20 protein-coding genes and 1 pseudogene are annotated in these 22,533 nt (G+C 72.6%); 12 read left to right on the forward strand and 9 right to left on the reverse strand.

Annotated elements, in window-relative coordinates; genetic code table 11:
- Positions 1-20 precede the first annotated feature (20 nt).
- Genes J7I97_RS07560 through J7I97_RS07575 form a run of 4 tightly spaced genes read left to right on the forward strand, consistent with a single transcriptional unit; the run spans position 21 to position 4,558 of the window.
- Complete coding sequence (locus J7I97_RS07560) at positions 21-2,006, forward strand: biotin carboxylase N-terminal domain-containing protein (RefSeq protein ID WP_214932013.1); 1,986 nt, start codon at positions 21-23, stop codon at positions 2,004-2,006.
- Positions 2,003-3,175: an acyl-CoA dehydrogenase family protein gene (locus J7I97_RS07565; RefSeq protein WP_214931946.1), complete on the forward strand. Its 1,173-nt coding sequence runs from the start codon at positions 2,003-2,005 to the stop codon at positions 3,173-3,175. Before J7I97_RS07560 ends, J7I97_RS07565 begins: the two co-directional genes overlap by 4 nt.
- Positions 3,176-3,227: 52 nt before the next feature.
- Complete coding sequence (locus tag J7I97_RS07570; protein ID WP_214931948.1) at positions 3,228-3,965, forward strand: enoyl-CoA hydratase family protein; 738 nt, start codon at positions 3,228-3,230, stop codon at positions 3,963-3,965.
- Positions 3,953-4,558 carry a TetR/AcrR family transcriptional regulator gene (locus J7I97_RS07575; protein ID WP_214931950.1) on the forward strand — a complete coding sequence of 202 codons (606 nt, stop codon included), beginning with the start codon at positions 3,953-3,955 and terminating at the stop codon, positions 4,556-4,558. Before J7I97_RS07570 ends, J7I97_RS07575 begins: the two co-directional genes overlap by 13 nt.
- A 60-nt stretch (positions 4,559-4,618) precedes the next feature.
- On the opposite strand, the gene J7I97_RS07580 is transcribed toward J7I97_RS07575, so the two are convergent.
- Together J7I97_RS07580 and J7I97_RS07585 are read right to left on the reverse strand one after the other, a co-directional pair.
- Positions 4,619-5,005: a DUF3592 domain-containing protein gene (locus J7I97_RS07580; RefSeq protein WP_214931952.1), complete on the reverse strand. Its 387-nt coding sequence runs from the start codon at positions 5,003-5,005 to the stop codon at positions 4,619-4,621.
- Between the two features lie 67 nt (positions 5,006-5,072).
- On the reverse strand, positions 5,073-6,179 hold the full coding sequence (locus J7I97_RS07585; RefSeq protein WP_214931954.1) for a citrate synthase 2: 1,107 nt from the start codon (positions 6,177-6,179) through the stop codon (positions 5,073-5,075).
- Between the two features lie 200 nt (positions 6,180-6,379).
- Between J7I97_RS07585 and pdxH the strand changes: the two genes are divergently transcribed.
- The 3 genes from pdxH (at position 6,380) to J7I97_RS07600 (ending at position 9,573) form a co-directional block, all read left to right on the forward strand.
- Positions 6,380-7,042, forward strand: a complete 663-nt coding sequence (pdxH, locus tag J7I97_RS07590; protein ID WP_251058579.1) for a pyridoxamine 5'-phosphate oxidase — start codon at positions 6,380-6,382, stop codon at positions 7,040-7,042.
- Between the two features lie 412 nt (positions 7,043-7,454).
- The gene (locus J7I97_RS07595; protein ID WP_214931956.1) at positions 7,455-8,054 is read left to right on the forward strand and encodes a PH domain-containing protein; all 600 of its coding nucleotides are present in this window, start codon (positions 7,455-7,457) and stop codon (positions 8,052-8,054) included.
- Positions 8,055-8,178: 124 nt separating this feature from the next.
- Positions 8,179-9,573, forward strand: coding sequence for a PAS domain-containing protein (locus tag J7I97_RS07600; RefSeq protein WP_214931958.1), 1,395 nt, complete (start codon positions 8,179-8,181; stop codon positions 9,571-9,573).
- A gap of 40 nt (positions 9,574-9,613) precedes the next feature.
- Here the strand turns inward: J7I97_RS07600 and J7I97_RS07605 are convergent, their stop codons facing one another.
- Entirely contained in the window at positions 9,614-10,369 is a 756-nt protein-coding gene (locus tag J7I97_RS07605) for an SIS domain-containing protein (protein ID WP_214931960.1), read from the reverse strand.
- A gap of 276 nt (positions 10,370-10,645) precedes the next feature.
- On the opposite strand from J7I97_RS07605, the gene J7I97_RS07610 reads away from it, so the two are divergent.
- Together J7I97_RS07610 and J7I97_RS07615 are read left to right on the forward strand one after the other, a co-directional pair.
- On the forward strand, positions 10,646-11,338 hold the full coding sequence (locus J7I97_RS07610) for a metal-dependent transcriptional regulator (protein ID WP_214931962.1): 693 nt from the start codon (positions 10,646-10,648) through the stop codon (positions 11,336-11,338).
- 287 nt (positions 11,339-11,625) lie between these two features.
- Complete coding sequence (locus J7I97_RS07615; protein WP_214931964.1) at positions 11,626-12,543, forward strand: alpha/beta fold hydrolase; 918 nt, start codon at positions 11,626-11,628, stop codon at positions 12,541-12,543.
- 465 nt (positions 12,544-13,008) lie between these two features.
- Here J7I97_RS07615 and J7I97_RS07620 read toward each other — a convergent pair whose 3' ends face one another.
- Entirely contained in the window at positions 13,009-13,260 is a 252-nt protein-coding gene (locus J7I97_RS07620) for a type II toxin-antitoxin system RelE/ParE family toxin (protein ID WP_214931966.1), read from the reverse strand.
- Positions 13,257-13,511, reverse strand: coding sequence for a type II toxin-antitoxin system Phd/YefM family antitoxin (locus tag J7I97_RS07625; RefSeq protein ID WP_214931968.1), 255 nt, complete (start codon positions 13,509-13,511; stop codon positions 13,257-13,259). Before J7I97_RS07625 ends, J7I97_RS07620 begins: the two co-directional genes overlap by 4 nt.
- 122 nt (positions 13,512-13,633) lie before the next feature.
- Here J7I97_RS07625 and J7I97_RS07630 point away from each other — a divergent pair.
- Positions 13,634-13,750 (forward strand): annotated as a pseudogene (locus J7I97_RS07630) (IS5/IS1182 family transposase); the annotation flags it as partial.
- A gap of 489 nt (positions 13,751-14,239) precedes the next feature.
- On the opposite strand, the gene J7I97_RS07635 reads toward J7I97_RS07630, so the two are convergent.
- The 3 genes from J7I97_RS07635 to J7I97_RS07645 all read right to left on the reverse strand — a co-directional run bounded on the left by J7I97_RS07635 (position 14,240) and on the right by J7I97_RS07645 (position 17,490).
- Entirely contained in the window at positions 14,240-15,835 is a 1,596-nt protein-coding gene (locus J7I97_RS07635) for a transporter (RefSeq protein ID WP_214931971.1), read from the reverse strand.
- The gene (locus tag J7I97_RS07640) at positions 15,832-16,665 is read right to left on the reverse strand and encodes an ABC transporter ATP-binding protein (protein ID WP_251050278.1); all 834 of its coding nucleotides are present in this window, start codon (positions 16,663-16,665) and stop codon (positions 15,832-15,834) included. The genes J7I97_RS07635 and J7I97_RS07640 overlap by 4 nt, the downstream gene beginning before the upstream one ends.
- Positions 16,666-16,803: 138 nt before the next feature.
- Positions 16,804-17,490: a bifunctional DNA primase/polymerase gene (locus J7I97_RS07645; protein WP_214931972.1), complete on the reverse strand. Its 687-nt coding sequence runs from the start codon at positions 17,488-17,490 to the stop codon at positions 16,804-16,806.
- Positions 17,491-17,705: 215 nt separating this feature from the next.
- Between J7I97_RS07645 and J7I97_RS07650 the strand changes: the two genes are divergently transcribed.
- A complete protein-coding gene (locus J7I97_RS07650) occupies positions 17,706-19,088 on the forward strand; it encodes a transcriptional regulator (RefSeq protein ID WP_214931974.1) in 1,383 nt (460 codons plus the stop codon).
- A gap of 395 nt (positions 19,089-19,483) precedes the next feature.
- A complete protein-coding gene (locus J7I97_RS07655; protein ID WP_251058580.1) occupies positions 19,484-21,070 on the forward strand; it encodes a hypothetical protein in 1,587 nt (528 codons plus the stop codon).
- 15 nt (positions 21,071-21,085) lie between these two features.
- On the opposite strand, the gene J7I97_RS07660 is transcribed toward J7I97_RS07655, so the two are convergent.
- Complete coding sequence (locus tag J7I97_RS07660) at positions 21,086-22,408, reverse strand: ABC transporter substrate-binding protein (RefSeq protein ID WP_214931979.1); 1,323 nt, start codon at positions 22,406-22,408, stop codon at positions 21,086-21,088.
- Between the last annotated feature and the right edge of the window lie 125 nt (positions 22,409-22,533).

Raw genomic sequence — 22,533 nt, forward strand, 5'->3', positions numbered from 1 at the left:
CCACGCCCCACACCACGCCCCTGACCTCCCTCCTGGTGGCCAACCGCGGCGAGATCGCCGTACGGATCTTCCGCACCGCCCGCGCCCTCGGCCTCGCCACCGTGGCCGTCCACTCCGACCCGGACGCCGACGCCCTGCACGTACGGGACGCCGACGCGGCCGTACGCCTCCCCGGCGCGGCTCCCGCCGACACGTACCTGCGCGGCGACCTCGTCATCAAGGCCGCCCTCGCGGCGGGCGCCGACGCCATCCACCCCGGCTACGGGTTCCTCTCCGAGAACGCCGAATTCGCGCGCGCCGTCGAGGACGCGGGCCTGACCTGGATCGGCCCGCCCCCCGAGGCCATCGAGGCCATGGCCTCCAAGACCCGCGCCAAGGACCTGATGCGCGCCGCCGGGGTTCCGCTCCTCGACCCCGTTGACCCGGCCACCGCCACCGCCGCCGACCTGCCGCTGCTCCTCAAGGCCGCCGCGGGCGGCGGAGGCCGCGGGATGCGCGTCGTACGGGACCTCGACGCCCTCAAGGAGGAGCTGGACGGGGCCCGCGCGGAGGCCCGGTCCGCGTTCGGCGACGGTGAGGTCTTCGCCGAGCCCTACGTGGAGCGCGGCCGCCATGTCGAGGTGCAGATCCTCGCCGACTCCCACGGCACCGTCTGGGCCCTGAGCACTCGCGACTGCTCCCTCCAGCGGCGCCACCAGAAGGTCATCGAGGAGGCCCCGGCGCCCGGCCTGCCGGAAAGCCTGCGCGAGAGCCTCCACCAGGCCGCCGTCGCCGCCGCCCGCGCCGTCTCCTACCGGGGCGCGGGCACCGTCGAGTTCCTCATCACCGCCGACGGCCGTCCGTACTTTCTGGAGATGAACACCCGCCTCCAGGTGGAACACCCCGTCACCGAGGCCGTCTTCGGCCTCGACCTCGTCGCCCTCCAGCTACGCATCGCCGAAGGCGCGGCCCTGCCGCTGACACCCCCGGCGCCCACTGGGCATGCCGTCGAGGCACGCCTCTACGCCGAGGACCCCGCCCAGGACTGGCGGCCGCAGACCGGCACCCTGCACACCCTCGCCGTCCCTGGTGCGGGTATCCCCGGCGAAGCCGCCGGGAGGATCCGCGTGGACACCGGCTTCGCCGACGGGGACACCGTCGGCATCCACTACGACCCCATGCTCGCCAAGGTCATCGCCCACGCCCCCACCCGCGCCGAGGCCGTCCGCGCCCTCTCCCACGCCCTGGCCGGAGCCCGGATCCACGGCCTGACCACCAACCGCGAGCTCCTCGTACGGTCCCTGCGGCACCCGGAGTTCACCGCGGCCCGCCTCGACACCGGCTTCTACGAACGCCACCTGGCCGCCCTCACCGAAGCCACACCGGCCGCTGCCTCAGCCGCCACCCTGGCCGCGCTCGCCGCCGCCCTCGCCGACGCGGCGCCGGCCCCGGACGCCCCGCTCACCACCCGCCTCGGCGGCTGGCGCAACGTCCGCTCCCAGCCGCAGACCCGCCGCTACAGCGCCGCCGGGACCGAGTACGAGGTCCGCTACGAGCACGCCCGCAGCGGCCCCCCGCACCTCGTGGACCACCCCGGCGTTCGAGTCCTGGCTGCCGGGCCGGAGCTGGTCACCCTCGAAGTCGAGGGAATCCGGCGGATGTTCCACGTGAAACATAAATCGAACACCGACGGTGCCGACGGCTACCGGACCGAGATCTACGTCGACTCCCCGCTCGGCGCCCACACGCTCATTCCCGTACCCAGGTTCGCGGACCCCCAGAACCGCACCGAACCCGGCTCTCTGCTCGCCCCCATGCCCGGCACCGTCGTCCGCGTCGCCGAGGGCCTCGCCCCCGGCGCCCCCGTCACCGCCGGACAGCCCCTGCTGTGGCTGGAGGCCATGAAGATGGAGCACCGCATCCTCTCGCCCGCCTCCGGCACGCTCACCGCGCTTCACGCCACCGTCGGCCACCAGGTCGAGTTCGGCGCCCTGCTCGCCGTAGTCCAGGAGGAACCGCAGTCATGAGCCCCGTCACCAGCTCCGTCGTCGAAACCGAAGAACACAAGGCCCTGCGCGCCGCCGTCGCCGCCCTCGGGCGGCGCTACGGCCGCGACTACCTCACTCGCGTCGCCCGCGAAGGCGGCCACCCCGACGAACTGTGGGCCGACGCCGCCAAGCTCGGCTACCTCGGGGTCAACCTCCCCGAGGAATACGGCGGCGGGGGCGGCGGCATAGCCGAACTCTCCATCGTCCTCGAAGAACTCGGCGCCGCGGGCTGCCCCCTCCTCATGATGATCGTCTCGCCCGCCATCTGCGGCACGGTCATCTCCCGCTTCGGCACCGAGGCGCAGAAGCGGGCCTGGCTGCCGGGCCTGGCCGACGGCAGCCGCACCATGGCCTTCGGCATCACCGAACCCGACGCCGGCTCCAACTCCCACCGCATCACCACCACCGCCCGCCGCGACCGCGAGGAATGGGTACTGACCGGCCGCAAGGTCTTCATCTCCGGCGTGGACATCGTCGACGCCACCCTCATCGTCGGCCGCACCGAGGACGCACGCACCGGCCGTCTCAAGCCCTGCCTGTTCATCGTCCCGCGCGAGACCCCCGGCTTCTCCCGCACCGTCATAGACATGGAACTCCAGGCGGCGGAAAAACAGTTCGAGCTGGTCCTCGACGAGGTACGGCTGCCCGCCGACGCCCTCGTGGGCGACGAGGACGCGGGCCTGCTCCAGCTGTTCGCCGGCCTCAACCCCGAGCGCATCATGACCGCCGCCTTCGCCATCGGCATGGGCCGTCACGCCCTCGCCAAGGCCGTCGGCTACGCCAAGACCCGCCAGGTGTGGAAGGAGCCCATCGGCGCCCACCAGTCCATCGCCCACCCCCTCGCGGCCGCCCACATCGAGCTGGAACTCGCCCGCCTGATGATGCAGAAGGCCGCCCACCTCTACGACGCCGGCGACGACATGGGCGCGGGCGAGGCCGCCAACATGGCCAAGTACGCTGCCGCCGAGGCCTGCGTGAAGGCGGTGGACCAATCCGTCCACACCCTGGGCGGCAACGGCCTCACCCGCGAATACGGACTGGCATCCCTCATCACCGCATCCCGGGTGTCCCGTATCGCCCCCGTAAGCCGCGAGATGATCCTCAACTTCATCTCACACCAGACCCTGGGCCTCCCCAAGTCCTACTAGGAGACCCCCGCCCCGGCCCGCGCACCGTACGACCCCTCCGGAGGAGACCGGCATGTCACCGCTCGTCGGCGCCACGCACTCGCACGGCGTCACCACCCTCACGCTGGACTCCCCGGCCAACCGCAACGCACTCTCCGCGGCCCTCGTCGGCGAGCTCCGCGCCGCCCTGGCCGCGGCGGGCGCGGACCCGGCGGCCCGGGCCGTCGTCCTCACCCACACCGGCACCACCTTCTGCGCCGGGGCCGACCTCAAGGCCCCCAGCCCCCCGGCCGACTTCCTGGCCCTGCTCCGGGAGATCACCGAACTGCCGCGGCCCGTCGTCGCCCGCGTCACCGGGCACGTCCGGGCCGGCGGCCTCGGCCTGCTCGGCGCCTGCGACATTGCCGCCGCCGGGCCCGAATCCACGTACGCCTTCACCGAAACCCACCTCGGCGTCGTCCCGGCCGTCATCTCCGCCCCGCTCTTCCCCCGCCTGGACCCCCGCGCCGCAACCCGCTACTTCCTCACCGCCGAGGCCTTCGACGCCGCCGAAGCCACCCGCATCGGCCTGCTCACCCTGCACGGCGACGACGTGGACAAGGCTCTCGCCCCCGTACTCGCCGGCCTGCGCAAGGCCGGCCCCCAGGCGCTCGCCGAGACCAAACGGCTGCTCACCGCCCCGGTACGCACCGCCCTGGCCCAGGACGGCGCCGCCCTCGCGGAACTGTCCGCCCGCCACTTCGCCTCCGACGAGGCCCGCGAGGGCATCACCGCCCGCTTCGAGCGCCGGGACCCGTCATGGGCACTGTGACCGACCCCAGGCCGGGGAACCTCCCCAAGCAGGCACGCAGCCGCGTCACCCGCCGTCACCTCCTGGAGGCGGCCGTCTCCTGCCTCGCCGAGCAGGGCTGGGCCGGCTCCACCGTCGCCGTCGTCGCCGAACGCGCCGGCGTCTCCCGCGGGGCCGCCCAGTACCACTTCCCGACCCGCGAGGACCTCTTCACCGCGGCCGTCGCCTACGTGGCCGAGGAACGCTCCGCCGCACTGCGCGACCTCTTCCACGCCGGGCCCGCCCCCCGCCCGGCCGTCGTCGAGGCCCTGGTCGACCTCTACACCGGCGCCCTCTTCCGCGCCGCCCTGCAACTGTGGGTCGCCGCCTCCAACGAGGAGCAGCTGCGCCCCCAGGTCACCGAGCTCGAAGCCCGCGTAGGCCGCGAGACCCACCGCATCGCCGTGGAACTCCTCGGCGCGGACGAGTCCGTCCCCGGTGTACGGGAAACCGTGCAGGGCCTCCTCGACATGGCCCGCGGCCTCGGCCTGGCCAACGTCCTCACCGACGACACGGCCCGCCGCGCCCGCGTTGTCGCTCAGTGGTCCCGCATCCTGGACGCGGCCCTCGGCTGAGGGACCGCAGGGACGGAACGCCCCGTGGGAGCCCCAGAGGCCGCCGCGGGACCGCGGGTGTCAGACGTAGGGGGAGGTCGCCGCCAGGCCGACGGCGAGCGCGAACAGCGCGTACAGGTCGAAGTACCGCCACGGCGGCCTCCCCACTACGAGTGCGGTCTCGCAGCGCTCCGGCTTGCGAGGGTCGCAGAGCAGCGTCACCTCGGTCCCCACGCCGGTGCCGGGCGGGCAGTCGCGCTCGCTCGCGATGTGCACGCGGCCCCGGCCGTCCGGCGGTGTGTAGCGCAGGAAGATCTGCGTGGCGCCCCTCTTCCTCGGGCGGTACTGCCGGAAACAGCGCCCCGTGACCTCGACGCCGTGCCGCCGCAGCACGACACGGCTGCGCAGCCGCCACACCACGAACACCAGCAGACCGAAGGCGTTGATGCAGGCGCAGATCTGTCTCATGTGTACTCCGTTGAACAGCAGCGGGCGCCGCACCCCGTGCGGGATGCGGCGCCCACGGACGAAGAGGTCAGGCCGTCTCGGCGATGTCCGCGTAGCCCTCGATGTCGCGCGGGTTGCGCGCGCCCGGGCCGATGTAGCGGGCCGACGGGCGCACCAGGCGTCCCGTGCGCTTCTGCTCCAGGATGTGCGCCGACCAGCCGGCGGTCCGGGCGCAGGTGAACATCGACGTGAACATGTGCGCCGGGACCTCCGCGAAGTCCAGCATGATCGCGGCCCAGAACTCCACATTGGTCGCCAGCACCCGGTCGGGACGGCGCGCGTGCAGCTCCTCCAGCGCCGCCTTCTCCAGCGCGGCGGCCACCTCGTAGCGCGGGGCGTCCAGCTCCTTGGCCGTGCGCCGCAGCACTCGCGCGCGGGGGTCCTCGGCGCGGTACACCCGGTGCCCGAAGCCCATCAGCCGCTCGCCCTTGTCCAGGGCCTTCCGCACGTACGCCACGGCGTCACCGCTGCGCTCGATCTCCTCGATCATGCCGAGCACGCGCGACGGCGCGCCGCCGTGCAGCGGGCCCGACATGGCGCCGACGGCGCCGGACAGCGCCGCGGCCACATCGGCACCGGTCGAGGCGATCACCCGCGCTGTGAACGTGGAGGCGTTCATGCCGTGCTCGGCGGCCGAGGTCCAGTACGCGTCGACGGCCTTGACGTGGCGCGGGTCGGGCTCGCCCCGCCAGCGGATCATGAACCGCTCGACGACGGACTCGGCCTTGTCGATCTCGCGCTGCGGGACCATCGGCCGGCCCTGGCCGCGGGCGGACTGGGCGACGTACGACAGCGCCATCACGGCGGCGCGCGCCAGGTCGTCGCGGGCGGTCCGCTCGTCGATGTCGAGCAGCGGTTTCAGGCCCCACACGGGGGCGAGCATGGCGAGCGCGGACTGCACGTCGACGCGGATGTCACCGGAGTGGACCGGGATGGGGAAGGGCTCGGCGGCCGGCAGTCCGGGGTTGAACGCACCGTCGACCAGCAGACCCCAGACGTTCCCGAAGGACACATGCCCGACGAGGTCCTCGATGTCCACCCCGCGGTAGCGGAGGGATCCACCCTCCTTGTCGGGCTCGGCGATCTCGGTTTCGAACGCGACGACCCCTTCAAGCCCGGGTACGAAGTCGGACATCAGGCGGCTCCTCAGATAGTGCGAACACGCGCGGCTCCCGGCGTGATTCGCGGTCCGGCGCGGTCATCCCCGTTGATGCCCGGCACGGCCGATGGTCACCCCTGCGAGGACCCTCGGACCGGCCCCAAGATTTTGGCGGTTCCGGTTGGCGTGCGGAAGCGTGACATACGGCACACCCCCAGCAGTCGTACTGCGGCAGGATGGCCGACGTGACCCATCAGGACCTTGATCCCGCCCTCATGCGCAAGCAGTACCGCTCGGAAATCGTGCCCGAGGACAGCCTCGCCGACGACCCCATGCAGCAGTTCACCCGGTGGTTCCAGCAGGCGGCCAACGCGCACCTCTTCGAACCGAACGCCATGATCGTCTCGACCGCGACCCCTGACGGACGCCCCAGCTCCCGCACCGTGCTGCTGAAGCAGTTCGACGAGCGGGGATTCGTCTTCTTCACGAACTACGGCTCCCGCAAGGGTCGCGAACTCGCGGCGAACCCGCACATCGCCCTGCTGTTCCCCTGGCATCCCATCGCCCGCCAGGTCATCGTCACCGGTACGGCCACCCGGATCGGCCGCGACGAGACGGTGGCGTACTTCCGCTCCCGCCCCCACGGCTCCCAGCTGGGCGCCTGGGCCAGTGCCCAGTCCCAGGTGATCGCCTCCCGCGCCGAGCTGGACCGCCGCTACGCGGAGCTGGAGGAGCGCTACCCGGAGGGCGAGCAGGTCCCGGTCCCGACGGAATGGGGCGGCTTCCGCGTGATCCCGTCCGAGATCGAATTCTGGCAGGGCCACGAGAACCGCCTCCACGACCGCCTGCACTACGTCCTGGACGCCGGGAAGTGGCGCATCGAGCGTCTCTGCCCGTAGCCGCGCGGCGCCGGACGGTGGACGCGGGGCGGCCGGCCGTTCCGCATCCTCGCCGTCACCCCGGGCGGGAGCGCACACGCAGACGACCCGCGGGCTCGGGTTTCTCTCCTGCAGTGAGAGAAGCCGGCCGGACGTACCGGCGAGCCCGCGGGTCGGGTGACTGCTTGGGATTGGCGCCTGGCGATCCCGCCGGGCACCGCACTGGGTGCGTGCGACGACGGGCACTTAGCCCGCAGCCACCTCACGCGTCCGGTTTCCGTACATTTCGGGAACCACCTCCCTTCTCGTGTAAGACAGAGCCTACGACCCCTCCACGGGACCCTCAAGCAATTTATTCACCGAACCCAACTGTCCTTTCTGGCACTGGAGTTCATCCCTACACTGGGCGTCCCGCACCGGGGGAGGGGGCGTCATGAGCGCAGACCGGCTGCCACGCGACTACCGAATCCGGCCCGCCCGGGTGACCGGCAACTACACAGCCATGGGCCTTGGCGCGGCTTCGTCGCTGCTGTCGCTGTCCATGGAGGACTTCCCAGGCCGGCTGAAACTGCTGTTCGGCGCCCTGATGCTGGCCCTGTTCGGCTGGCTGGCGTACGCGTCGAAGCGCTGCGCCACCTCCGCCGACCTCAAGGGCATCCGGGTCCGCCGCCTCAGGGGGAGCCGCCGCCTGGCCTGGGAGGACATCCAGGGCATCCGGGCCGTGCCGAATCCGGTCGCGGCCAAGGCGGCGCACCAGCCGAACGTCATCTCGTACGCCTATGACCGCGCGGGGCGCCGCGTCCAGCTGATGTACGTGGACGACAACCACGTCGACGTCGGGCACGAGATCGGCCTGATGCGGGCGGCGTGGGAGGAGCTGCGCGGGGAGGGCTGGGAGCCGGACCCGGAGGTGCTGCGCCGGATCGAGCGACGGCACGGTCGCGAGGGCCGGATGCTGGCGCGGGTGTTGTGGGGCTTGGGCGCCGTCGTGGCGATCTTTGTCGTCGTCATGATCCGCGCCGCCGTGGACTGAGCGCCCCGAGTGCTGGATGCACAGGACAAACCGGGATGATTCCGGGAAGCGGGTGTGGGCTGCGTCACGTTCCAGTTCAATGATCTGACGTGCCGCACACGCGAACACCTGCGGGGGGTGCCGGGTGAGTGCTTCCGGACGTAGTGAGACCGCCGACGATCTGCTCGCGGCGTTGCTGGACGGGATGGACGCCGCCCTGTGCGCGTTCGACGCCGCCGGTGTGATCACCCACTGGAACCGCGAGGCCGAGCGGATCCTGGGCTGGTCCGCCGCCGAGGCGGTGGGGCGGCACGGGTTCGCTGGGTGGGCCGTACGGGCCGCCGACGCCCATGACGTTCAGGACAGACTCATGGCCGCCCAGGACGCGCCGGGACGGCAGGTGCACGAGTTCGCCCTGCTGACCAAGGACGGCGGGCGCGTGCTGGTACGGACCCAGTCCGCCGGCGTGCCGGGCGCGGACGGGAAACCAGCCGGGGTGTACTGCGCGTTCAGCGAGGTGCACGCGCAGATCGACCTGGAGCGGTCCATCGCGCTCAGCGAGGCGCTGATGGACGACGCCTCCTGGGGCGTGGTGCTCGTCGATGTGGACCTGCGCCCGGCCGTCGTCAACGCGCATGCCGCCCGGGCCTTCGGGTCGGTGCGGACCGCGCTGCTCGGGCGGCCGCTGGGGGAGCTGCTGGCCCAGGGCGTGGAGGAGCTGGAGGGGGCGCTCCAGCACGTGCTGGCCGAGGGGGCGCCGCCGGCGCCGCTGGAACTGTGGGTGTCGGTGCGTACTCCCGAGGGGGTGCGGCGGCGGTGCTGGCGGTGCGGGTTCCTGCGGCTGGGCTCGCCGCTGGCGGAGGAACCGGTGCCGCTCGGGGTCGGCCTGCTGTTCCAGGACGTCACCGAGGCCCGGCAGGCCGAGCTGGACACGGGACAGCTGCGGTTCCGCGCCAACCAGCTGTACCGGGCGGGGCGGGCCGCCGCCGAGTGCGAGGACCCGGCGGAGGCAGCCGCCGTACGGCTGGACTTCGCGCTCGCGGGGTTCGCGGATCACGCGCTGCTCGACTTACTCGGCGTACATGACGTACATGACTCACCCGGTGGACGAGAGGTACACGACGTGCCGGAGCAGACGGGCGGGCCCCGTTCCGCGCGGGCGCGGCAGCGGCCAGGGCTGGTCCGGTCGGCCGTGTCGCCGTCCGGGCTGACGCTGCTGCTGCCGGGGCCGGGGGCGATCCCCGTCCGGTACGAGGCCGGGCACCCGGCGCTCCAGGCGCTGGACCGGATCGGCTCGGTGCGTACGAGCGCCCCGCGCGGGGAGGCGGACCCGGACTGGGCGCGGGCCCGGCAGTGGCCCGAGGGTGCGGCGCACGCGCTCTGCACGGTGCTGCGCAGCCGGGGCAGGACCCTGGGGGCGCTGACCTTCCTGCGCGGGCCCTCGCGCGCCGCATTCGAGCGGGCGGACGCGCTGTACGCGGAGGAGGTGGCGGCCCGGGTGGCGGCCGATCTGGATCTGGCCGGCGGCCGTGGTCAGTGACGTAGCCGATACCGGAGCCGACCGGCCCGGGCCGCGCGCCCTAGTGGCGGAAGAAGATCCGGTCCCCGTACTCCCGCATCACGCGGCCGTTCCACTCGTGGCCGCCGTCCACGTTGCCCGAGCGCAGCAGCGGGGGCTCCATCCCGCGCGCGGCGAGCTCGCCCGCGGCCGCCGCCATCACGGCCTGCATGATCGCGCTGGTCACGACGGTCGAGGCGGGGGCGAACGGTGCGTCGATGCCGTCGATGCTCAGCTCGGCGTCGCCGACCGCGATCTTGCTGTCCAGCACGATGTCGCAGTGGTCCTTGAGGAAGGTGTCGGAGACGTGCCGCGACCTGGTCTCCGTCGCGTACGCCACCGACGTCACGCCGATGACCTTGAGGCCGATGGCGCGGGCGTTCATGGCCATCTCGACCGGCAGGGCGTTGCGCCCCGAGAGGGAGATGATCACGAGGACATCGCCCGCGGCGGCCGGGCTGCTGTCCAGGACGGCCGCGGCGAGACCGTCCACCCGCTCCAGGGCGCTGCCGAGGGTGGCGGGCATGACGTCGATGCCGGCGGTGCCCGGAACGGCCAGGAAGTTCATCAGGGCGAGTCCGCCGGCCCGGTAGACCACGTCCTGGGCGGGCAGCGAGGAGTGCCCGGCGCCGAAGGCGAAGAGCCGGTTCCCGGCCGCGACGGCGTCGGCGATGACGACGCCCGCCTCGGCGATCCGCGCGCCCTCTTCGTCCCGCACCCGCTCCAGGAGGCCGATGGCGGCGTCGAAGAACTGCCCGGCCAGCTTGCTCTCGCTCATACGCCGATGGCCCTTTCAGAGGTGAGATGCGGTGGGGGTGCGTCCGTGCCCGCCGCTCACCGTGCGGTCTGTACCAAGGGCGTGTCAATACGAACGTCAATCCAGGGCCGACGGCCCGGCAGATGTCCCGGACATGATCCGGACATGATCCGGCAGATGTCCCGGACATGATCCGGAGATGTCCAGGACTGGCCTTGACGCTCGGCACGGGACGGTTGTCGGCCCGATGCGTCAGAATTGGGGACAGGGCCAGCGCACGCAATCCGAGGGGCACGAATGTCCGGACTGATCGATACCACGGAGATGTATCTCCGCACCATCCTCGAGCTGGAAGAGGAAGGTGTTGTCCCCATGCGCGCCCGTATCGCCGAGCGGCTCGACCAGAGCGGTCCGACGGTGAGCCAGACGGTGGCGCGGATGGAGCGAGACGGCCTGGTGGCCGTCGCGAGCGACAGGCACCTGGAGCTGACCGAGGAGGGGCGGCGGCTGGCGACGCGCGTGATGCGCAAGCACCGGCTCGCGGAATGCCTGCTCGTCGACGTCATCGGCCTGGAGTGGGAGCAGGTGCACGCGGAGGCCTGCCGGTGGGAGCACGTGATGAGCGAGGCGGTGGAGCGGCGGGTGCTGGAGCTGCTGCGCCACCCGACGGAGTCGCCGTACGGGAACCCGATCCCGGGTCTGGAGGAGCTGGGCGAGAAGGCGGAGGCCGAGCTGTTCCTGGAGGACGGCATGGTCAGCCTGTCCGAGCTGGATCCGGGCACCGAGGGCAAGACCGTGGTCGTGCGGCGGATCGGGGAGCCGATCCAGACCGACGCCCAGCTGATGTACACGCTGCGGCGGGCGGGCGTGCAGCCCGGCTCGGTGGTGAGCGTGACCGAGTCCCCGGGCGGGGTGCTGGTCGGCAGTGGCGGCGAGGCCGCCGAGCTGGATACGGATGTCGCCTCGCACGTGTTCGTCGCGAAGCGCTGACCACTGGGGCTGGGGCTGCTTGGGCCTCTGTGGGCCTCTGTGGGCGGCCCCGGCGCTTTTGCGGCGCCGGGGCCGGTCCTCCCCTTTTGACCTGGAGCCCCGAGCTCTCAAGGTCATCCCCACGGACCGTCTTCCCCGAGCGGCCCGCCTCCCGTTGAAAAGATCCCCTCGGCAGCGGAAGCCAATCCTTGAGCAAGGTCACTCGAAAGAGCGGTGTTGGCGGCGAGAACCCGGTTTTCGAATGCGGGTTCGATACTCTGGCCGAGAGCGAAGGGGGTGCATCTGCGGTGGTACAGCGCATCGATGTGACAGGGGCCGGCGGTGTGCGCCTGGCCGCCTGGGAGTTCCAGGAACCGGCCTCCGCCGACGCGTACCGGGCGGCGGACCCGGTGGACCGGGAGCCCCCCGCGGACCCGGAGCGGCCCGCGGTGCTGTTACTCCACGGGCTGATGGGCCGCGCCTTCCACTGGGCCGGTACCGCCCGCTGGCTCGCCCAGCGCCACCGCGTCGTGGCCCTGGACCAGCGCGGCCACGGCCAGAGCGACCGCCCGGCCGCCGGCCCCGACAGCCCTACGCCCTTGGGCCGCGAGGCCTTCGTGGCCGACGCCGAGGCTGCTGTCGACCAGCTCGGCCTCGCCCCGGTGACCCTGATCGGCCACTCCATGGGCGCCCTCACCGCCTGGCAGCTCGCCGCCCGCCGCCCCGACCTGGTCCGGGCCCTGGTGATCTGCGACATGCGCGCCTCCGCCCTCGGCGAGGCCTCGCAGCAGCAGTGGCAGGACTGGTTCCACCACTGGCCCCTGCCCTTCCCCACCCAGGACGCCGCCCGCCGCTGGTTCGGCGAGGACGACCCGCGGGTGGAGCGCCCCGACCCCGGCCGCGGCGCCTTCTTCGCCGAGGTGATGCATGAGGCCCCGGACGGCTGGCGCCCGCTCTTCTCCCGCCGCCAGATGCTCACGGCCCGCGAGACCTGGGTCCACGACGCGCACTGGGAGGAGCTGGCCCAGGTCCGCTGCCCGACCCTGGTCGTCCGGGGCCTCGACGGCGAACTCGGGCGCGCGGAGGCCCAGGAAATGGTCCGCGTCCTCCCAGCAGGCCAGTACGCCGAAATCCCCGACGCGGGCCACTACCTCCACTACGACCAACCAACAGCGTGGCGCGCGGCCCTGGAACCATTCCTGGACGGCATCAAGGCGACCCCCTGACGGCGCCCCAGACGCCTGGCCCGGCGGGGCGGGGTGGGGCTCTTCCCAGGGGGGCCTGACGGTCGGGCGGTGCGGGGGTGGGTGACTCTCGGGGGCAGGGCCTGGCAGACGGGCGGAGTTGGGGCGGGCAGCCCTCCCGGACCGGACCTGAAAGTCGGGGGGTGCCGGGCCAGGCGCCGCTCCCGAACCGGGGCCGGGCAGTCGGACGGTGCCGGGCCAGGTGCCCCACCCGAACCGGGGCCGGGCAGTCGGACAGACCGTCTTCCCCCAGGACTCCACCGACCGCCTCACCTGGTGGACCAACCGGCGCGCCCACCGAACACGGCGCCGCAGCACCTCATGAACAGCTCGTGCCGCTGCCTGCCCCCCGGCGCTGGACCAGCTCCTGGTCATACGCCGCTGGCTGGAGCTGACCCTGGTCCGCGTGGACGAGAAGATCACCGCGGGCGTCTGCTGCTGCGGGTGTCAGCCAAGGCGGCCGACGTGGATGACCACGATGGTGATGGTGGCCTCGGTGATCTTGTACATGACCCGGTAGCGCCCAACGTGCATCCGGCGCAGGTCCGGGGAGCCGTACGGAGTGCTGCCCGCGGGCCGGGGCTGGTCGGCGAGCAGGTCGACGGCGTCCATGAGCTGGCGCAGCCCGTCGGCGTCGTCCTTGAGGAACCGGGCGGCCGCGTCGATGGCGGGCTCGTCCCAGACGATCGAGTAGGTCACCCACGCTCCAGGCCGAGTCGGGTGCGGACGTCATCGTGGGGCACGGTTTCCACGGTCCCGGCGGACTGGCGCTCGCGGTACCTGGCCAGGGCCAGGGCGTCCTCGAGATCGGCCAGTTCCTGGGGGTTGATGAGCACGGCCGCCGGCTGGCCGTGGTCGGTGATCGTGATGCGTTCGCGGGCGTGGGACGTGCGGCGGACCAGTGATCCGAACTTCGCCCGCGCCTCGGTGATCGGCAGAGTGTCACTCATGCGCAGAACTGTACACTTCACGTGCCTTGTGGCGGGCTGTTCGCTCGGCGAACAGAGCCTGCGGGGTGTTGGTCCTCGGGGAGGGTTGGACCGGGTTTTGGCGGTATACGGCTGACGCCGACGCGGGCTCGTCCCGGGCGGTCCGCCGCCACCTGCGGCAGCGTGGCATCCGGGCGGTGATCCCGCAGCCTGCCGACCAGGCCGCCAACCGCAAGCGGCGCGGACGCCTCGGCGGCCGTTCGGTCCCCGCCGCGCTGCGCGCCACCGCCCGGCGGGTGTTTCGTCACTGGCCTGCCGCGCACCACCGCCCGGCGGTGTTTTCGTCAACTGGCCCGCCGCGCGTCGCGGTCCGGCGGGTGTTCGGTCCCCGCCGCGCTGTGCATCACCGCCCGCGGGTGTCCGTCCGTCCCCACCCCACCCCACCCCACCCCCGCCCCGCCCCGCCGCTCGTCGTGGTCTGGCGACCACCTCGTACCGTCCCGCTGCGCGGTGCCGGCCGGTCGGTGTTCCGGCTTCGGCTCGCTGTGTGTCACCGCCCGGCGGGGATCGGCTCGTCCCGCTGCGCGTCACCGCCCGGCGGGGTGTTCCGGACCCGGGTGCCGTGCGTTGCCGTTCGGGTGGCGCTTCGGCTGCGGCCCGCCCCGCCGGCCGGTCCCCACACACCGCGGCGGCGGGTTCCCGGTCACCCCGGGGCCCGCCGCCGCGTTCTGTGTGGTCAGCCTGCGTGGTCAGCCCTTGCATACCGCCAGGAGGATTTCCGGGAGGGTTCGGGACACCGTCGGGGAGGCGAGGCGGAGGCCTGTCCAGGTGGCCAGGGTGCCCCAGGCCGTGCCCAGGGGGAGCAGGATCCACGTGAGGGAGCTGTGGTCCGCGACGAGGTAGACCGTCAGGACGATCACCGGAGAGCAGATCACCGCCGAGGTGAACATTCCGCCGAAGATGCCCGCCCAGGCGAGGCCTCCCTGGCCCGGGGCGACGTTCTTGAAGGCGCCGTCCGTCGGGATGGAGTACGGGAAGCGGGCCGAGGCCAGTGCGCCCGTGCACAGCATCGAGCCCAGGAGGGCCAGGCCCAGGCCCAGGGCCGCCGGGAAACCCGGCCAGTTGCCGACCAGGGCTGCCGTGACGGCGGTGACCAGGACGGTGTACGGGACCGTGACCAGGGCCAGGGCGTAGGCGCGGGCGCGGAGTTCGACGTAGGCGTCGCGCGGGGTCGAGATGGTCTGCGCGACCATCCAGAACGCCGACGTGTCCTGCCCGAACTGGTTGTACATCTGGACGCCGAGCATGCCCGAGCCGAAGCAGGCGAGGTATACGGACCCCGTGCCCTGGAGGGCGTTGAACACCGGGACGATCATGCCGATCGCGAGGGCGGACACCCAGGCCGCCTTCGTCTTCGGATCCCGGACGACGTACCGCAGGGTGCGCTGCATGGCCGCGCCCGTACGGCCGCCCGGGAGGAGGGACCAGAAGCCGCCCGCGCCGCGGTCCTTCTGCGGCTTCGCCGCGGCGATCGTGGAGCCGTCCGGGGTGACCATCAGCTTGGTCAGGGTGCGCTCCCAGAACCACAGGAGCAGGGCCAGGGCCGCCAGTGTCACGGCCAGCTGGGCGGCGGCCACGCCGTAGGAACCCTTGCCGGCCGAGTCCACCATGCCGACGGCGGTCGCGGGCGGCAGCCAGCGTACGACGGCCTCGACGGGCTCCAGCCGGGCCAGGCCGCCCGACTGGAACAGGTGCTGGCTGCCGAAGTTGACCAGCTGCGCGCCCACCGCGATCAGCAGGCCGCTGAGCACTGCCAGGTCACGCCCCTTGCGGCTGCTCAGCAGCCGGACGTTCGCCGTGGCCACCGCCCGGGCCAGGGTCACGCACCCCAGCAGCAGCAGCGGCGCCGCGATGACGGCGGCCGCGATGCCCGCGGCGCCCCGTGCGACCGCGAGCACCGAGCCGATGGCCAGGCACAGCGTGAACAGCGGGCCGATGCCGATCAGCGAGGAGGCGAGCAGGGCACGCACCAGCGGGCGCGGGCGCAGCGGCAGCATCACCAGCCGGCTCGGGTCGAGCGTCTCGTCCCCGCTGGGGAAGAACAGCGGCATGACGGCCCAGCCGAGCGCCAGGAGGGCGGCGAGGAGGACGACGACGGTGCCCGCGTGCGCGTTGCCGTGCAGCATGGCGAGCCCGAGGGTGATGAAGAAGGCGACCGCCAGCGCGAAGGCGAGGCTGGTGAAGTAGGCGGCTTTGCGCTTGGAGGAGCCCTTCAGCCCGTTCTTCAGCAGCGACAGTTTGATGCGGACGAAAATCGGGGTCAGGGAGGCGGCGGGGGTGCTCATCGTGCGCCGCCGAGCCAGTCCAGGGAGTCGCCGGTGGGGCGGCCCTGCGCGCCCACCAGCTCCAGGAAGGCGGCCTGGAGGGACGGCGCGTCACCCCGTACGTCGGCCAGCGGGCCCGCGGCGCGGATCCGGCCGGCGGCCATGACGGCGACCCAGTCGCACAGCGACTCGACGAGCTCCATCACGTGGGAGGAGAAGACGACCGTGGCGCCGGACGAGGTGTAACGTTCCAGCACCCCGCGGATGGTCTGCGCCGACACCGGGTCCACGCCCTCGAACGGCTCGTCCAGGAACAGCACTTCGGGGTTGTGCAGCAGCGCGGCCGCCAGGCCGATCTTCTTCCGCATACCCGTCGAGTAGTCCACGACCAGCTTGTGCTGCGAGCCCGCGAGGTCGAGGACGTCGAGCAGCTGCGTCGCGCGCTTGTCGGTCTCCTCGCCCGGCAGACCGCGCAAGCGGCCCATGTAGCCGAGCAGTTCCCGTCCGGAGAGGCGCTCGAAGAGGCGCAGGCCCTCGGGCAGGACGCCGATCCGGGACTTCACCTCGGCCGGGTCCGCCCAGACGTCGTGCCCGGCGACCATGACCCGCCCCATGTCGGGGCGCAGCAGCCCGGTCACCATCGACAGCGTTGTCGTCTTGCCGGCTCCGTTCGGGCCGACGAGCCCGATGAACCTGCCGGCCGGCAGCTCCAGGTCGACCCCCGCGACGGCCACTTGCTCGCCGAACCGCTTCCACAGACCCTCAACCCGCACTGCGGGTGCGGCGGACGGCGCCGGTCGCGCCCCGTCCGCTCCACCCGTCACACCCGTCGCATAACCCTGGTCCGGCATGCGCCTGCCTCTCGTTCTGATCCCCGTAGGTCGTACGTTCCTCACGATAGGAGGAGGGGGAGAGACCCTGGCAGTTACTTATGTCATGAACTTGCCGGTACATGTGTCGGGCGCGGCGCGAACCACCAGGTCAGGCCCTCACGCCTGCTTGCGGTTCCGGGCGTCCGCCGCCTCCCGCCCGCACGCGTACGCGAGGGCGTCGATCAGCTCCTCCGCGTCCGGCAGCCACCGGTTCGCGGCCGTCGGCGCCTGCGCCCACTGGACCGAGCCCCGGCCGCCGAAGCGGGTGGGCGGGGCGGCGACGTACTGCCCCTCGCTGCGCGCGACCAGGTCGAGCGTGCTCGGCGACCAGCCGAGCTTGCGCACCAGGTCCGGCACCTTCGCCCCGGCGCCCGGCAGTACGAAGAACAGCATCCGGTGTTCGGGCGTGAGGGTGACCGGCCCGACGGTGCGGTTCATCCGCTGGAGCCGCGCCAGGGCCAGGAATCCGGCGGAGTCCGGTACGTCGAGGGCGTCGAAGGTCCGGCCCGTCGGCAGCAGGATCGAGGCGTTCGGCTGCTTCCCCCAGATCCGCCGGACCTGAACGGCGCTGCCCGAGGCCTGCGCCGCCCAGTCCTTCACGGCCGGGTGCGCGCCCGGCGCCGGGCAGTCCTCGGCCCCGCAGGAACACAGCTCCCGCCCGTTCCCGACCTCCAGCCAGGTGCCGGCGAAGACATCCCAGTGCCGTTCTTCCGTGTACCGCACGGCATGGTCCAATAGCTGCTCGCCGCGCTGCTTGGGGATGGGTGCGGTCTCCGTGACTCCGATGGTCTCTTCCACGCCCATCACAACTCTTCGGGTCACGTGGGGTTACGGGCGTAAACCAGCCGGTGGGCGGAGCATCGATCCTGCACACGGGGCGCACCGATGCATGGACGGGGGCGCGTGGGGGGCCGGGGCGCCGCCGTTGGGTAGCGACACGACGCAGAGGGGAAGATTCTCCGCACATCAGGCGGGAAGTGATCATTCCAATGCTCTCCCGTGGCTTCAGGGGGTTTCTCATGGCAGCCAGGCCTCTCGTCGCCCGCCAGCCGAACGAACGGCTGGCGGCGCTCATCCAGGAAGCCGGGTGCTCCAACGCCGGGCTCGCCCGGCGCGTGAACATGTGCGGGGCCGAGCACGGCCTCGATCTCCGCTACGACAAGACCTCCGTGGCCCGTTGGCTGCGCGGCCAGCAGCCACGCGGCCGGGCCCCCGGGATCATCGCCGAGGCGCTCGGGCGCAAACTCGGCCGGACCGTCACCATCGACGAGATCGGCATGGCCAACGGCAAGAACCTCGCCTCGGGCGTCGGCCTGCAGTTCTCCCCGACCGTCATCGGCGCCATCGAGCAGGTCTGCGAGCTGTGGCGCAGCGATGTGGGCCGCCGCGACTTCCTGTCCGGGTCGAGCGTCGCCTCGTCCGCGCTCGTCGAGCCGAGCCGCGACTGGCTGATCACCGGGGCCGACGCGCAGGTGGCGCGCAGCGGCGGCTCCCGGGTCGGGATGTCCGACGTGGAGGCCGTGATGGCCACCACCGAGGCGCTCAAGGACCTCGACCACCGCTTCGGCAGCGGGCATGTCCGGCCCGTGGTCGTCCACTACCTCAACTCCGTGGTGTCCGGGCTGATCGGCGGCTCGTACCGGGAGCCGGTCGGGCGGGCGCTGTTCGCTGCCGCGGCCCGGCTGACGGAGCTCGCCGGCTATATGGCGGTGGACACGGGCCAGCCGGGCCTGGCCCAGCGCTACTACATCCAGGCGCTACGGCTTGCCCAGGCGGCCGGCGACCGCGCGTACGGCGGCTACGTCCTGGCCGCCTCCATGAGCCACCTGGCCGCCGAGCTGGGCAACCCGCGGGAGATCGCACAGCTGGCGCGGGCCGCCCAGGAGGGCACGCGCGGGCAGGTCACCCCGAGAGTCGAGGCCATGTTCTACGCCGCCGAGGCGCGCGGGCACGCGCTGCTGGGCGACACCCGGGCCACCGCGGTGCTGTCCTCGCGGGCGGTCACCGCGCTGGAGCGGGCGGAGCCGGAGCCGGGCGACGACCCGGTGTGGATCCGGCACTTCGACCAGGCCTACCTGGCCGACGAACTCGCGCACTGCCACCGGGACTTGGGACAGGCCGAGGCGGCGGGCAAACGCGCGGAGGAGGCGCTGCGGGGCCTCCCCGCGACCAAGGCACGCCGCCGGGCCATCGGTCTGCTGCTGCTGGCGGCGGCGCAGGTGCAGCAGCGGGAGGTGGAACAGGCCTGCCAGACGGCGACGAAGGCAGCCGAACTCCTGGGCTCGCTGCGCTCGCGGCGGGGGGCGGAGTACCTGGAGGACTTCCGCCTGCGGCTGGAGCCGTACCGGGAGGAAGCGGCGGTCCGGGAATTCGGGGTGAGGCTGGAGGCGTCGGTGGCCTGAGGGCGGTTCGGGGCTGTCCGGAGGCCGGTGGCGGGGGAGGGTGGGTGGCCTGGCGGCCGCTTCAGGTGCCGGAAGGCTGGGCCGCGGGGGCCTCCGGAGGCGGTTTTGGGGGGTGCCTGGATGTGGAGCCGCGGGGGAAGGGGCGGGTGACCTGACGGCGGTGGGGGAAGGAGCCGTACGAGGCCTGCGCCCGCGACTGCGGAGTGGCCGTACGCGGGCTGCCCCGAGGCTGGGCCACGGTGGAAGGGGCGGGTGACCTGACGGCCGTTTCGGGGGGGTGTCCGGAGGCGGAGTCGCGGGGGGAAGGTGCGGGTGGGCCTGCCGGTGGTGGCGGGTGACCGGGTAGCGTGAGCCGACGGTGCCGTAGGTTCGGGCGAGTCGGAGAAGGAGTCCCGGTGACGGAGAGCGGACAGGGGAGCGGCCACCAGGCCACCCCGCAGGCCGGGTCGCCGTATCCGGCGCAGCCGGACCCGACCTCGGGTTATCCGGAGTACCCCGGTCAGCAGCCGCCGGGGCAGCAGGGTGTCCCGCAGGCCGGGGCGCCTTGGGGGACGCCGGGACCGCAGCAGCAGTCCGGCCCTTCGCCGCAGGCGCAGCAGCCCGGCTACCAGCAGCAGCAGCAGCAGCAGCAGCCGCCGCAGGCACCGGCTCCGGGACGGCCCGCGTACGGCTACCCGCACCAGAGCGAGCAGCAGCAGCCTCAGCCGCAGGCCCCCGGACAGCCCGTGTACGGCTACCCGCAGCCGCCCGCGCAGCCCGGATACGGCTACCCGGCGCAGCAGCCCCCCGGGCACGTCGTGGGGCCCGGATACGAGGGCCCGGGCGACCCCCACGGCTACGGCTACCCGCCCCTGCCCGAGGCGGCCACGCAGTACATCCCGCCGGTCCCGGCCGGACCGGGATCCGGTGCCTGGCACCACGACTCCGCCCAGTACATCGCCTCCATCCCCGCCGGTTCGGGGTCCGTGCCCGGGCATGACGAGGCGGCGACGCAGTACATCGCGCCCATCCCCGCCGGTTCGGGGTCCGTGCCCGGGCATGACGAGGCGGCGACGCAGTACATCGCGCCCATCCCCGCCGGGCCGGCGCCGAACGCCGCTGAGGGGTTCGACGGGCTGTTCCGGGGTGACGACGACTCCGCCGGGCACACCCAGCACCTGCCGCCGATCCAGGAGCCGGTGCTCCGGCAGCAGCCGCCGCGGCCCTATCCGCCGCGCGGGCAGGGCCCCGTACGGCCTCAGCAGCCCGGGCAGGGCCCCGTACGGCCCCAGCAGCCCGGGCAGCAGTACGCGGCGCCCATGGCCCCGCAGCATTTCCAGGCGGCGCCGCCCCCGCCGCCGGAGCCCGCGCGGCGGGTCTCGCCCGTGATCATCGGTGCCGTCGTCATCGGCCTGGCCGTCGTCGGGCTCGGCGTCGGCGCGCTGCTCAGCGACGGCAAGCCGCAGAACAACGACCCGGGCGCGGCGCCCCCGGTACCCACCAGCTCCGCCGGCTCGACGGCGGCCGGCGAGGCGCCCGTGGACCCGGCGCGGCCCCAGGCCGTCCAGCTCGACAAGCTGCTCGCCGACAGCAACGACAGCCGCGCCTCGGTGATCAAGGCCGTCGACGACATCAAGGGCTGCCGCAACCTCCCCCAGGCGGCCGACGACCTGCGTGACGCGGCCCGCCAGCGCGATGAGCTGGTCACCCGGCTCCAGGAGCTGAAGCTGGACCAGCTGCCCGACAACGCCAGGCTCTCCGCGGCCCTCACCAAGGCCTGGAAGGCCTCGGCCGCCGCCGACAACAGCTACGCGGCGTGGGCGGACGACGTCGGCGGCGACAAGAAGGGCTGCAAGGACGGGCAGGCCAAGAACACCGGCAATGCCTCCGACGGCAACAAGTCGAGCGGCGAGGCGACCCGGGCCAAGGAGTCGGCCGCGACCATGTGGAACTCGATCGCGGCCAAGTACAGCCTCACCAAGCGGGACAAGACCCAGCTCTGACGGCCCCGCCCCGGATCACGTCGCGCGCGGGGCCTGCTCCAGGGTCGGGATCATGTCCATGGTCTGCTCGCCCGGCTGCGCGACGAGGCGGCCCGACTGGACGATCTGGAAGCTGACCCGCCCGTTCACGATGCGGGGGAAGCCGGCGACGGCCCGCATGTCCTTGTAGCGCCAGGACAGTTCCGGGGTGAGACCGCCGGTCTCGACGCTCTCCGACTTGTTGAGCGTGCGCGCGACCTTGCGCGCCGTGATGCCTTCGTCGGGCTTGAAGCGCTTCAGGATCTCGTTCAGGACGGTGTACGCGATCCACGTGGTCTGCGCCCCGCTGTCGTCGGGATCCACGCCGTCGTCGCCGAAGGAGTACTCCGAGACGACCCGGCGCATCGGCGCCCACAGCGGATCGGTCGAGACCGGGTACCAGCTGGTGAGGTACGCGCCCTCGAAGGGGCTCTCCTTGCCGCCGGTGCGGTCCACCAGGGCCTGGCTGACACTGCCGAGGACGGAGGAGATCTGCGGCCTGCGGTTCTTCTCCTCGGCCGTCCGGCGGAAGGCGTCGAAGAAGGTCTCGGTGCGCTCGCCGAGCACGGCGGTGACACAGCCGTTCTCCTTGTCCTTCTCCTTCGCCTTCTCCTTGTCCTTGGAGGAGCCCGAGCCCGAGCCGGCGGTGTCGGCCAGTGCCTCGCGGGCCTGGAGGGAGAAGTTCGCGGTGTCCTCGGCGGCGCGGATGTCGGAGGCCTCGGCCATCTTGTTGGCATTCAGCCCGGCGTTGAGCAGTACGGGCATCGAGTCCCCGGCGAGGGTGTCCGGGCGGACCAGGGCCACCTGGCCGCAGGCCCGGCCGAGCTGGTGGCCGGCGCCGGCGAGCAGCACCGGCTGGCCGCCGTTGACGGGGTAGGAGAGGGTGCTCTGGAACTCCTCGGAGGAGACCCCGTACCCGCCGATGAAGGGGATCCCCTCGGACTCCAGCGGCGCCATGAAGGCGCGGCCGTGCTGGCTGTACGAGCCGACGACCGCGACGGCCTTCTGGGCGATGGCCGCGCGGGCGCAGTCGGCGGCGCCGGCCGGGGTGTTCTTCTCGTTGCAGGTCAGGACGCGCAGCTTGTGGCCGTTGATGCCGCCCTTGGAGTTGACCCAGCGCTCGTACGCCTTGGCCATGGCGGGCATTCCGGGCATGTTGGTCGCCTTGGTGCCCTCCGGCGCGAAGGTCATGACCGTGATGGTGTCCCCGGAGCCCCCCGATCTGGCTGGGAGCATCCCGCATCCGGCGACGAGACACGTGCCCATCGCCGTAGCCAGGAGGGTTCGGGTCAGGGGTGCTACGCCTCGCGAATCGGTCATGTCCATGCACCATTCCGCCCCGCGGGTAACTGAAGTCTGAGGTGTACACAACATTGGGTGACGCCCAGGTGAATTGCCGGGGGGCGATCACGGAGAGCTGCCTCAAGATCACTAAAAGAGGGAAC

The sequence above is a fragment of the Streptomyces sp. ISL-87 genome, from assembly GCF_018614095.1.
GTDB lineage: Bacteria > Actinomycetota > Actinomycetes > Streptomycetales > Streptomycetaceae > Streptomyces.